The sequence below is a fragment of the Streptomyces sp. NPDC052079 genome, assembly GCF_040680275.1.
GTDB lineage: Bacteria > Actinomycetota > Actinomycetes > Streptomycetales > Streptomycetaceae > Streptomyces.
The window spans coordinates 627,101-639,677 of sequence record NZ_JBFAWL010000001.1; the positions used below are offsets into that span (position 1 = coordinate 627,101).

The window sequence follows — 12,577 nt, forward strand, 5'->3', positions numbered from 1 at the left end:
AACGCCCCCCCCCGCACACCTTTTGGGGCGCCGCCCCCCCCCCCCCCCCCCCCCCCCACCACCAGTTCCGCATACCTTCGTCCCGCTGCGAGCCGCCGGGCCAACGGCGGCTCCCCATACGGGAGATCGGGGGTGCACACGTGCGCATCGGACTGCTTACGGAGGGTGGTTATCCGTATCTGGGCGGTGAGGGCGGGCTCTGGTGCGACCGCCTGGTGCGCGGACTCGACGGAGACGAGTTCGACGTCTACGCGTTCAGCAGCGACGAAGCCCAGGAGGACGCGGGCTGGGTGCCGCTGCCGCCGCAGGTCGCCAGGGTGCGGACCGCGCCGCTGTGGACGGCCGAGGACGACGGGGTGGTGCACGGCCGTCGCGCCCGCCGGCTCTTCTCGGAGCACTACGGGGAACTGGCCGCCGCCCTCTGCGCCCCTCCGGACGCCTCCACCACCGAGGCGGACCGTTTCGCCACCGCGCTGCTCGGCCTCGCCGGACTCGCCCGCGACCAGGGGGGCCTGGTGGCCGCACTCCGCTCCGAGACGGCCGTACGCGCCCTGGAGCGCGCCTGCCGTGCGCCCGGCGCCCGGCGCACCGCGCGCGAGGCGCGCGTCCCCGATCTGCTGGCCGTCGCCGCCCACGTGGAACGCGCCCTGCGCCCCCTCTCGCTCGACTGGTACGAGAAGGACGGGCTGGGCGCGGTGGACCTGTGCCACGCCACCGCGGGCGGAGTGACGGCCCTGCCGGGCCTGCTCGCCCACCACTTCTTCGGTGTCCCGCTTCTCGTCACCGAGTACGGCGTACGCCTGCGGACGCACTACCTGACCCGCCCGGACTCCTCGCCCGCGGTCCGCTCCCTGCTCGCCGCCTTCCACCGCAGGCTCGCCGCCGAGACCTACCGCCGTGCCGCGTTCATCACACCGGGCAACACCCACGCCCGCCGCTGGCAGGAACGCTGCGGCGCCGACCGGGCGAAGCTGCGCACCGTGTACCCGGGCATGGACGCCACGCCCTTCGCCGAGGTGGGGGAGTCCCCGCAGAGCGCCGACCCGCACACCCTCGTCTGGGCCGGCCGAGTGGAGCCTGCCAAGGACCTGGTCTCGCTGCTGCACGCCTTCGCGGAGATCCGCACGAAAGAGCCGAAGATCCGCCTGCGGATCATCGGCGGCCCGGCGGGCCCTGAGGGTGCCGCCTACCTCGGCCACTGCAAGGCGCTCGCCGCCCACCTCTTCCCGGACGAGGCCGACGGCCCGCACGCCGTCGGCGACAACCCGGTGTCCTTCGAGGAACTCGGCGGCCCCGGCCTGCGGACCTCCGCCGACGCCTACGCCGGCGCGGCCGTGACGGTGATGTCCAGCGTCGTCGAGGGGTTCCCCGTGGGGCTGATCGAGGCGATGTTCTGCGGGCGCGCGACCGTCTCCACGGATGTCGGCGCCGTCGTGGAGGCCATCGGCGGCACCGGTCTCGTCGTACCACCGCGCAATCCGCGGGCGCTCGCCGAGGCGTGCGTCTCCCTGTTGCGCGACCCCGAGCGCCGCACCCGCCTCGGAGCCGCCGCACGCGCCCGCGCGCTCGAGCTGTTCACCGTCGACCAGAACATCTCGGCGTTCCACGGCCTCTACCTGGAGGCCGTCGCGCGCACCCCGGTCCGCCGCCCGCTCCTCGACGACACCGGCGCACCCCTGCCCTTCGCCGCCCCCGCCGAGGCACACCTCCCCGGCCACTGGACCGAGCGCCGCGCCGTTCCCACGTGGGCCATGGACACCCCGGTAGCAACGGAGACGACCCGATGACCGACCTGGACGAACGGAACCGCACGGGCGCGGCCGACCCCGTCAAGGCACTCCTGCACCGCCACAACGACCTGTGTGTCCGGGCGGTGGACCCCTTGGAGATCGCGGCGGGCCTGGAAGCCCACGGCATCACCGACCGGACGGCCGCGCGCTTCCGCCACCGCGACGTCTTCAGCCTCGCCGAAGAGCTCTATGCCCGGGTCCCCCGCGACGACGACCCCCCACCCCCCACCCCACCCCGCACGGAGAACGGGCGCATCAGCACCCCCACGCTCCTCCTCCCCCTTCTCCCGGGCGTCCTGTGCGCGGCAGCGGTGCTCGCGCTGCACCGGACCCACGGCGAGAACCGCCTCTTCGCGGCGGCCGTCGGCATCCTCGCCGTCACCCTCGCCCTCCGGGCGGCACTACGCCGAGGCCCGCTGAGCACGCCCCGCCACCGGCACCGCCCGGCCACGGCGACCTGGACCTGCTGGCTGATCGGCTACGCCCTCCTGGGCGACGGCCTGCTGCACGCGGCGATCACCGGTGGCCCCGACGGGCTGCCCGACGGCACGGACCACGGACACTGGCCCCTCGCCGCCGCCCCGGCCCTGGCCCTGGCCCTGGCCTACGCACCCGCGGCCTGGGCAGCCGGCCTCTTCACCGCCCACGCCCGCCGCAGGCTGGCATCCAGCCGGGGCCTGGAGGACTTCTCCGCGTCGGCACGGCCCGCGCTCCTTGGCGCGTTCGCCCTGTTCCTGGGTGCGCTGGCGGCCCTGCTCGGCATGGTGTCCACGGTCCTCGACGAGCCCCTCGCGCTCCCCGGGGCGCTCGCGCTGGGCGCCCTGTTGTTCCTGGCCCGCCTCCTCATGGTGCACGGCTTCACCCATGCGCCGAGGGTGGTGCTCTCGGTCACGGCGATTGCCCAGGCGACGGCTCTGGCGACGGTTTTCGCGGCCCGCCTGCCGGGTCTTGGGGGGCTGTCGACACCGGTGGACACGCTGACCATGGCGTGGGGCCCTGCGGCCGTCCCCACCCTCACCTGCGGTGCGGCGGCGCTTGTCCTCCTGATCCACGCCTGCCGCACACTCACCCGTGCCTCGGCGCACCGCCCTGCGGAGCAACCGCGGTGAGGGGGCAACGCGCTGCACCCCGGAAGGCGCCCGGCGTTGGTGTGGGCCGGGGGGTGTCTGCGCAGCCCGGCGCCGACGGGGTGCCGTCGCGCCCACCCTCCCCCACTCTCGACTTCGCTCGAGCGGGGGGACCCCCATCGCCCTGGGGGCACCTCCCAGGCCCTTAAGGCACTGGGGGAGGCACGACTGCCCGCGGATCGCGGCAGCAGGATGCCGCCTGCGGCGGGGAGGGGGTGGGGTGGGGGTGTTCGCCCGCAGTGGCTGGCGCGTCCGCGACCCGTACCCCCACCAACAAGCCCCATCGCGCCAGTCCGAGGACGGACACCCCCGCCCCGCCCCCGCACCACCCACCCCCCGTAGGCGCTACGCGCACCCCACCCCACGGACGCTGCGCAGCAGGCATACGACCACCACCCGCACGAAGGAGAACCTCACATGACCCAAGGAGCCGACCGATGAGAGTCCTGCTGATCGGAGCCAACGGCTACATCGGCCGCTTCGTGGCCGACCGCCTCCTCGCCGACCCCGCCGTCCAGCTCACCGCCCTCGGCCGCGGCGACGACGCCGACGTCCGCTTCGACCTCGCCACCGGCAGCCCCGGCGCCCTCACCCGCTTCCTCGACGCCGTCCACCCCGGCGTGATCGTCAACTGCGCCGGCGCCACCAGAGGCGGCGCGCGCGAACTGACCCGCCACAACACCGTCGCCGTGGCCACCGTCTGCGAGGCCCTCCGCCGCAGCGGCTGCGGCGCAAGGCTCGTACAGATCGGCTGCGGCTCGGAGTACGGCCCCAGCCAGCCCGGCTCCTCCACGGCGGAGGACGCCGTCCCCCGCCCCGGCGGCCCGTACGGCGTCAGCAAGCTCGCCGCCACCGAACTGGTCCTCGGCTCCGGACTGGACGCCGTGGTCCTCCGGGTCTTCTCACCCGTGGGCCCCGGCACCCCCGCCGGCTCCCCCCTCGGCCGCCTCGCCGAGGCCATGCGCCGCGCCATGCAGTCCGGCGACGGCGAGCTGAAGCTCGGCGGCCTCGGCGCACAGCGGGACTTCGTCGACGTTCGCGACGTCGCCCGCGCCGTCCACGCCGCCTCGCTCTCCGCCGCCCAGGGCGTCATCAACATCGGCTCGGGCCGCGCCGTCCGCCTCCGCGACGCCGCCGGAATCCTCGCCCGGGTGGCCGGCTACGGCGGCGCGCTGAACGAACTCGACACGCTCCCCGGCATGCACCACCCCCCCACCCACCTGACCCATGCCACCCACACCCCCCACCTGAGGCCCTCCATCGGCCACCCCCGCCCGGACTCCGACCACCACCACACCGCCGCGACCACCGCAGCCGCCACGGCAGGCACCGGCCCGGCCGCCTTCCCGTACCCCGACGGCTGCGGCACCTGGCAACAGGCAGACGTACGCACCGCCCGCGACCGCCTCGGCTGGCGCCCCCGCATCAACCTCGAGGAGTCCCTGGCCGACATCTGGATGGAGGCGGCATGCCGTATCTGACCAGCACAAAGCCAGGCACCGCGAGCACGGATGTCCGCACCGGCTTCGGTATCCCCGGCTTCGCGCACCCCCTCCTCGCCCCCACCGAGTGGAGCAGACTCGCCTGCCCGGGCACCCCCCTTCACTGGGTGGTGCTCAACGTGGCCGACGGCCCCGGTGTGCAACCCGACCCGCACTGCCTGGAAGCGGCCGGCCGCCTGCGCAACGCCGGTGTCCGCGTGCTCGGCCACCTCGACACCGCCCACGGCCTCCGTACCTTCGGCGAGCTGATCTCGGACGCACACCGCTTCCTCGACTGGTACAAGGTCGACGGCTTCCTCCTGGACCGCTGCCCCGGAGACCGCGCCGCGCTCCCCGAGGTGCGGCGCACCGTGGCCACGCTCCGGGTGATCCATGACAACGCGCACATCGTCCTCGGCCACGGCACCCACCCGTACCCCGGCTACGCCGAGCACGGCGACCAACTGGTCACCTTCTCCGGTGCGTGGAGCGACTACCGCTGGTCGCAGGTGGCCGAGTGGACCGCCGACCACCCGCCCGAACGCTTCTGCCACTTCGTGTACGGAGTACCGCGGCCGCATCTCGACGAGGCGTTACGCATCGCCCGCTGGCAGGGAGCGGCAACGATCTACTTCACAGATGCCCACCCCACCAACCCCTGGGAGTCGATGCCCGGCTACTGGGACGACATCGTCTCGCGCATCGGGACGGGTGTCTCGGAATGAAAAAGGCCATGGCAGTGTTAAGCGAAGAACAACTGTAGTGATTGACCGACCAACGGAGTCCCCGTGTCGCTGCCACCCCTGGTCGAGCCGGCCCCCGAGCTCACCGTAGACGAGGTCCGCAGGTACTCCCGCCACCTGATCATCCCCGATGTGGGGATGGACGGGCAGAAGCGGCTGAAGAACAGCAAGGTGCTCTTCGTGGGCGCCGGCGGACTGGGTTCGCCGGGGCTGATGTACATGGCCGCCGCGGGCGTGGGCACGCTCGGCATCGTGGAGTTCGACGAGGTCGACGAGTCGAACCTGCAGCGCCAGATCATCCACAGCCAGTCCGACATCGGCCGTCCCAAGGCCGAGTCCGCGCGGGACACGATCAAGGGCATCAACCCGTACGTGAACGTGATCCTTCACGAGGAGCGGCTCGAAGCCGACAACGTGATGGACCTCTTCAGCCAGTACGACCTGATCGTCGACGGCACGGACAACTTCGCGACCCGCTACCTGGTCAACGACGCCTGCGTGCTGCTGAACAAGCCGTACGTGTGGGGCTCGATCTACCGTTTCGACGGCCAGGCCTCCGTCTTCTGGTCCGAGCACGGCCCCTGCTACCGCTGCCTCTACCCGGAGCCCCCGCCCCCGGGCATGGTTCCGTCCTGCGCCGAGGGCGGCGTCCTCGGCGTGCTGTGCGCGTCCATCGGCTCCATCCAGGCCAACGAGGCCATCAAGCTGCTCGCCGGCATCGGTGAGCCCCTCGTCGGCCGTCTGATGATCTACGACGCCCTGGAGATGCAGTACCGCCAGGTCAAGGTCCGCAAGGACCCCGACTGCGCGATCTGCGGCGAGAACCCGACCGTCACGGAGCTCATCGACTACGAGGCCTTCTGTGGCGTCGTGTCCGAGGAGGCCCAGGCGGCGGCGGCCGACTCCACGATCACTCCGAAGCAGCTCAAGGAGTGGATCGACGACGGCGAGAGCATCGAGCTCATCGACGTCCGCGAGCCGAACGAGTTCGAGATCGTCTCCATCCCGGGCGCCCGCCTGATCCCCAAGAACGAGTTCCTCATGGGCAACGCCCTGGAGAGCCTGCCGCAGGACAAGAAGATCGTCTTGAACTGCAAGACGGGTGTCCGCAGCGCGGAAGTCCTCGCGGTCCTGAAGTCCGCAGGCTTCGCCGACGCCGTCCACCTGGGCGGCGGCGTCATCGGCTGGGTCAACCAGATCGAGCCGGACAAGCCGGTCTACTGACCGGCCGCGCCACAGCGCCGAACCGAGCCGGGGGCTCCGGGCACCATGAGTGCGCGGAGCCCCCGCCGTCGTCATGAGCAGACTTTGCCGTCCTTCGGCACCGTGCCGTCCAGCAGATACGCGTTCACCGTGGAGTCGACGCACTCGCTGCCGCTGCCGTACGCACCATGGCCCTCGCCCTTCCAGGTGAGCACCACTCCGACGTCCTCGCCCAGCTCGTCCGCCATCTTCCGGGCGCCCTCGTACGGTGTGGCCGGGTCGCCGGTGTTGCCCACGACCAGGACCGGTGCCGCGCCGGGCGCGCTCACCTCCGGGGTGTCGAACTGGCCGGGAACGGGCCAGTCGTGGCACCAGCCGGCGGTGTCCCAGCCGAGGAAGGCGCCGAACACCGGCGAGATCCCCTCGAACTCGGGCAGCAGCTTTTTCGTCTCCTCGACCGTCGGCCGCTGCTTGTCGTCCAGGCACGATATGACCCGCTGTGAGTGGGTCGTGGTGCCGTAGCGTCCCGAGGCGTCACGTTCGTTGTATCCGTCGGCCAGGGCCAGCAGCTCCGAGCCGTCCCCTTCTTCCGCTGCATCCAGCGCGCTGGTCAGCACCGGCCAGCTGGTCTTGCTGTACAGCGGCAGGACGATGCCGGTCAGCGCCAGCGACTGCGTCAGCTCACGCCCGGAGGACGACGTCGGCAGCGGCTCGGAGTCGATCCGCTCCAGCAGTTCCGCGATCTCCCGTGATCCCTGCTCGGGGTCACCGCCGGCGGACTTCAGATAGTTGCTGAGGGCCGTCTGGAAGCCTCGCGCCTGGTTCTTCGCGTGCCCCACGGTGTCGGCGGTGGGATCGACCACCGCGTCGAGCGTCATCCGGCCCACCTTCTTGGGGAACAGGTGGGCGTAGACACCGCCGAGTTCGGTGCCGTAGGAGATGCCGAAGTAGTTCAGCCGGTCGTCGCCGAGGGCCTGCCGGATGCGGTCCATGTCACGAGCGGTGTCGGTGGTCGAGACATGGGCCATCAGCTCCCCCGCGCTCTTCCGGCAGCCCTTGCCGAAGTCGGCCGCGTCGCGCAGGAACGCCTGCTCCTCGGCCGGAGTGTCCGGGGTGCCGTCCACCGACGACTCGGCGGTCTGGATGCTCTTGTCGTCGCGGCAGCGGACGCCCTCGCTGGCGGCCACCCCGCGCGGATCCCAGCTGACCAGGTCATACCGCTCGCGGAGCTTGGCGGTCGTGGAGGCGTAGGACGGCATCATTTCGACGCCCGAGCCGCCGGGCCCGCCGAAGTTGAACAGCAGGGAGCCGATGCGGTCGTCCCCTGTGGCCTTGGCCCGGATGAGGGCCAGCCCGATTGTCGAACCCTCCGGCTTCGACCAGTCCAGCGGCACCTGGAGTGTGGCGCACTGCCAGTCGTCGCCCGGTGCGGGGGCGTCGCCGGAGGCCTTGCATTCCCCCCAGTCGAGCGCGGTCGCGCCGCCCTTGCCGTCGTCGCCGTTCCTGCCCTTGTCCCCGGAGTCGTCGTCCGACGAGCCGGAGCCGCTGCAGCCCGCCGTCAGGAGCGCGGCGGCGACCGCCAGGGCCGTCCACCGTGTGAAACGGGTCATGTACCAATTCCCCCCTCGCTGGCCGTCCGCGCTGTGCCACGGATGGCGGTCAGGCCATGGTAGGCAGTTTCGCCGTCCGCCGGGGCGGCCTGTGGATAACGCTCTGACCTGCGAACACCACGGAACCCATGCCGTATCCACCGTGTCCCGGGACTCGAACAACCCGGGACTCCGCTCAGGAACAGACGGTCCCGGCCGCCGGCACCGTGCCGTCCAGCAGATAGCCGTGCACCGCCCCCCGCACGCACCGGTTCCCGCTGGTGTAGGCACCGTGCCCCTGCCCCCGGTACGTCAGCTCCACCCCGACTCCCTCACCGAGGGCCTCCGCCATCCTGCGCGCCCCCTCGTACGGAGTGGCCGGGTCGCCGGTGTTGCCGATCACCAGGATCGGGGCCGCCCCGGGAGCGCTCACCTGGGGATGGTCTGCGGCACCCGGCACCGCCCAGTCGGTGCAGTCGGTCATCCCCCATGCCAGATAGTCGCCGAAGAGCCCGGACGCGGACCGGAAGGCGGGCAGTTCGCGTTCCACGTCCTCGGGGCCGTAGCGCGGTTTGTCGTCGGCGCAGTTGATGGCGACATTGGCCTCGACCAGGTTGCTGTACTCGCCGTTCTCGCTGCGCCCGTTCATCGAGTCGGACAGCAGCATCAGAATCGTTCCGTCACCGTCGTAGGCCTGCTCGAGACCATCGGTGAGGAACCCCCAGAATTCCTGCGAGTACAGGGCCTGGAGGATCCCGCCGGTCGCCGCGGTCTGGGTCAGCTCCCGCGGGAAGATCCCGGGAATCGGCCTGCTGTCGAGATCCTTCAGCAGCTTGGCGATGCGGTCCTTCACGTCCTGTGCGCTGTCGCCGACGGGGCACTCCTCGGTCCGGGAGACGCAGTCCTCGGCATAGTTGTCGAGTGCGAGCTGGAATCCGCGGGCCTGTCCGAGCGAGCCCTCTTCCGGGGTCTGTGTGGGGTCGACGACCGCGTCGAACACGGCGCGTCCCACCTTCTCGGGGAACAGGTGGGCGTAGACGCCGCCGAGTTCGGTGCCGTAGGAGATGCCGAAGTAGTGCAGCCTGTCGTCGCCGAGGACCTCACGCATCAGGTTCAGGTCCCGGGCGGCGTCCGTGGTCCGCACATGCGGCAGGATCCGTTCGGAGTTCTCCTCGCAGTCCGCGTTGAACTCCTTGGTGCTGTTCAGGAGTTCCGCGCGCTCGGCCTTGTCGTCGGGGGTGGCGTCCTGCTGCTGGAGGTACGCGTCGAGCTGCCGGTCGTCCAGACACCTCACGGGTGCGCTGCGGCCGACTCCGCGGGGATCGAAGCTGACCAGGTCGTAGCGGGTGCGCAGGGTCGCGTATTCCTCGCCGAAGGCGGGCAGCGTGGTGACGCCGGAGCCGCCGGGACCGCCGAAGTTGAAGATCAGGGAGCCGATGCGTTCGCTCGACGGGCCGCTCGACCTGGCCCGGATCAGTGCGAGGCCGATGGTGTCGCCCTCGGGGTCGTCCCAGTCCAGCGGCGCCTTCAGGGTGGCGCAGCTCCACTCGCCCCTGGGCCCCGGCAGAGGGGACGGGGGGGCCGAGCCTCCGCCCTGGTCCTCGGACGGGGCCGGGCAGTCCTTCCAGTCGAGCTCCTGCCGCGTGAGGTCCCGGCCCCGGTCCCGATCCTGGTCCTTGTCCTCGACGCAGCCCGCCAGCAGCGCGGGCAGCAGGACGGCGCAGGCGGTCAGGGCAGCGGCACGCAGGCGGAGGCCGAAGGGTCGGGACACGCTTCCATCCTGCGGTGGCCCGGGGCCCGACGCGCGGGACGCGGTCCGTACGAGGTACGGCGCAGGGGTGCCGCGCCCGGCTGCCCGCCTACAGAGCCCCCTTGCGGGTGAGGTGGTTGAAGGCGATCCACCCCGGCAGCACCGGCAGCCACAGCGTCAGCAGCCGGAAGAGCAGCACTGCCGGAGCGGCGACCTCCTTGGGGAGACCGACGGCGATGAGACCGACCGTCAGGGTCGCCTCGACCGCGCCCACGCCGCCCGGCGTCGGCGCCGCGGACCCCAGCGCGTTGCCGGCGAGGAAGACGACGGCGACACTGGCGATGCTGACCGAGGTCGTGTCGTCGCCGAAGGCCCGGATCGAGGCGTCCAGGCACATCACGAAGCAGGCCGTCAGCAGCAGCATGCCGCCGATGCCGGTGATCAGCTTCTGCGGGCGCTGCAGCACGTCGAGCATGCGCGGTACGACGCCCGCGAAGAGCGACCGCACGCGGGTGACGACGAACTTCCTCAGGAACGGCACCGAGGTCACCACGAGCACCAGTACCGCCACCGTCAGCAGGCCCCCGATGACCGTGCGGGACGGCGACAGGGAGGGCGTCTTCTCGGTACCGGTCAGATAGCCGAACGCCAGCAGCATGATGATGTGGCAGCCGAGCCCGAAGAGCTGGGACGCGCCGACGCTCGCCACCGCGAGCCCCGGCCGCACTCCCGCGCGCTGGAGGAACCGCGTGTTCAGGGCGACACCGCCCACTGCCGCCGGGGCGACGATCTTCACGAACGACCCGGCGACCTGTGCCGCCACGGTCCGCGCGAACGGCACCCGCTCCGGCACGAACCCGAGCAGGGCCATGGCCGCCGCGAAGTAGCTGCCGGCCGAGAACAGCACGGCGGCGGCCACCCAGCCCCATTCCGCGTTGGAGATCAGCGGGCCGAACTCGATGTGGGTGAGCTGTGTGAGCAGGAAGTACGCGCCGATCGCCCCGGCGATGAAACTGATCAGCGTGCGCGGCCGCACCCGTTCCAGCCGGGCCGGCTCGACCGGGGCCTGCGGCCTGATGCGCAGCACCTCGTGCCGGATCTGGGCGAGCAGATCCTCCTCGCGCGCCTCGTCCAGCGCTTCGTCGATGGCCCGCTTCTCGGCCCGCTGCTCCGCGCGCACGGCCTTCTTGTCGGCCTTGTCGAGCACCACGCGGTGCGTGTCGTCGGCGTCGTCCTCCGCGCGGGGCCTCGATTGCCGGGAGGCCTCCAGGACCGCCTCGCGCTCGCGTTCCGCCCGTTCACGGGCCAGCCTCCGCAGCGTGCCGCGCGTGGAGCGGCTGAGCGCGATGGGCTGGAGCATCGGCAGACAGCCCGCCACGGTGTCGGGCCCGAGGACGCTCAGCGCGGAGGCCACCGCGCGTTCGGCGCCGACCCTGAGCCCCAGCGTCACCAGCAGCTGCGAGATGTCCATCCGCAGCAGCAGATCGCCGGCCGCGATCTCCCCGCCGCGCAGATCGGTGAGGATCACGGTGCCGGAACGATCCACCAGGATGGCGTCGCCGACGAGTCTGCGGTGGGCGATCCGGCGGGACTGCAGGGCCCGTACCTGGTGCCATGTGTCCCGCAGGAGTTCGTCGGTGATCTCCTCGTCCGGCAGCGAGTCGAGGGTGCGCCCGCCGGTGTGCTCGTAGACGAGCATCACCGCGTCGGGACCGAGTTCGGAGGTCGCGATCAGCTTCGGCGCGTTGGCGCCGGCCGCGATGGCCGCGTAGGCCAGCAGCGCCTCCTGTTCCAGCGCCTGGCGCAGTGACTGCAGACTGCTGCGGGTGGCGAAGCCGCGCAGGGCCAGATTGCGCCACGCGCGGTAGAAGAACCCCTGTGCCTGCTGCTCGCGGTCGACCACCGTGACGTCCAGCGGCGGGCCGTCCTCCAGGGTGACGAAGTACCGCCGCCCCCGGTCGCCGGTCTCGGCGGCCTCCGGGGCCTCCTCGCGGGAGGCCGTCACGGGGCGGAAGCCGACGGTGCGCAGGCCCGCCATCAGGGTGCGCCCGGTGGGACGCACATTGGGCGAACCCACCGCGTAGAGGGTGCCGTAGGCGACGGTCCAGCCGATCAGCACCGTGAGGATGATCGAGAACGGTGTCGTGTACCCGGTGACGAGCATCGAGAAGGCGTCGAGCAGCAGCACGATCCACAGCACCGCGCGCCACCGTGGCCGGCGGGACATGCCGACGGCCGTCATGTAGGCGATGACCGGCGCCAGATAGCCGTGCACCGGGTCGGTCAGCGCGTGGATGTCACCCGGGGAGGGCTGGGTGAGCGCCTCCTGGATGGAGTCCGGAGCGGCACGCGCCACCCAGAGGTCGGTGGCGAGCGTCACACCGTGCGCCAGGACGGCGGCGAGCACACCGTCGGCGATCCGCAGTCCGTCCCTCTTGATCAGCCGCTCGATGGCGAAGGCCACCGGCACCAGGAGGATCGCGATGCTGGAGGCCAGACCCGCGATCTCGATGAGCAGATCGGGCGCCTGTCCGGTGCCCTTGGTGATGTCCTGTTCCAGCCCCGAGGTGGTGCCATGGGCGAACGCGGCGATCGCCAGCAGCAGCACGATGGCCAGTACGCCGCCCAGCAGCCGCATGAGATCGGACGGGCGGTGCACCCGCGCGGGGAGCAGGGGCTCGTCGCCCTCCACCTCGTCGATATGCGCGTTGTCGGGATCCGTGGGCCTGCGGTCCGCGGTGTCCGGGCGCGACGAGGCGTCAGGGTTGCCCTCCGTGTCCTCGGGGTGCGCACCCTGCTGCTTCATCATCTCTTCTCGATCTCGTATCACCGGTCACCGCCCGCACGATGGTGGCATGCCGTTCCGGCACAAGGGGGCATCAGGTCGAAATGCG

The 12,577-nt window shown here is 71.8% G+C and carries 8 protein-coding genes; 5 read left to right on the plus strand and 3 right to left on the minus strand.

Annotated features, from left to right (window positions below; translation table 11 throughout):
• Positions 1-140 precede the first annotated feature (140 nt).
• The 5 genes from AB0L56_RS03075 to moeZ all read left to right on the plus strand — a co-directional run bounded on the left by AB0L56_RS03075 (position 141) and on the right by moeZ (position 6,365).
• Positions 141-1,787 (plus strand): DUF3492 domain-containing protein, encoded by a 1,647-nt coding sequence (locus AB0L56_RS03075; RefSeq protein WP_365418279.1) that lies wholly within the window; start codon positions 141-143, stop codon positions 1,785-1,787.
• Positions 1,784-2,899, plus strand: coding sequence for a hypothetical protein (locus AB0L56_RS03080; protein WP_365418282.1), 1,116 nt, complete (start codon positions 1,784-1,786; stop codon positions 2,897-2,899). Before AB0L56_RS03075 ends, AB0L56_RS03080 begins: the two co-directional genes overlap by 4 nt.
• Positions 2,900-3,354: 455 nt before the next feature.
• A complete protein-coding gene (locus tag AB0L56_RS03085) occupies positions 3,355-4,398 on the plus strand; it encodes an NAD-dependent epimerase/dehydratase (RefSeq protein ID WP_361029215.1) in 1,044 nt (347 codons plus the stop codon).
• Positions 4,386-5,123, plus strand: coding sequence for a spherulation-specific family 4 protein (locus tag AB0L56_RS03090; protein ID WP_361029212.1), 738 nt, complete (start codon positions 4,386-4,388; stop codon positions 5,121-5,123). Before AB0L56_RS03085 ends, AB0L56_RS03090 begins: the two co-directional genes overlap by 13 nt.
• A 63-nt stretch (positions 5,124-5,186) precedes the next feature.
• Positions 5,187-6,365, plus strand: a complete 1,179-nt coding sequence (moeZ, locus tag AB0L56_RS03095; protein ID WP_365418286.1) for an adenylyltransferase/sulfurtransferase MoeZ — start codon at positions 5,187-5,189, stop codon at positions 6,363-6,365.
• A gap of 71 nt (positions 6,366-6,436) precedes the next feature.
• Here moeZ and AB0L56_RS03100 read toward each other — a convergent pair whose 3' ends face one another.
• From AB0L56_RS03100 to AB0L56_RS03110, 3 genes are all read right to left on the minus strand, one after another.
• Entirely contained in the window at positions 6,437-7,954 is a 1,518-nt protein-coding gene (locus tag AB0L56_RS03100) for an alpha/beta hydrolase (RefSeq protein ID WP_365418289.1), read from the minus strand.
• 175 nt (positions 7,955-8,129) lie between these two features.
• Positions 8,130-9,704, minus strand: a complete 1,575-nt coding sequence (locus tag AB0L56_RS03105) for an alpha/beta hydrolase (RefSeq protein WP_365418292.1) — start codon at positions 9,702-9,704, stop codon at positions 8,130-8,132.
• An 88-nt stretch (positions 9,705-9,792) separates the two neighbouring features.
• Positions 9,793-12,489, minus strand: a complete 2,697-nt coding sequence (locus AB0L56_RS03110; RefSeq protein ID WP_365418851.1) for a lysylphosphatidylglycerol synthase transmembrane domain-containing protein — start codon at positions 12,487-12,489, stop codon at positions 9,793-9,795.
• Between the last annotated feature and the right edge of the window lie 88 nt (positions 12,490-12,577).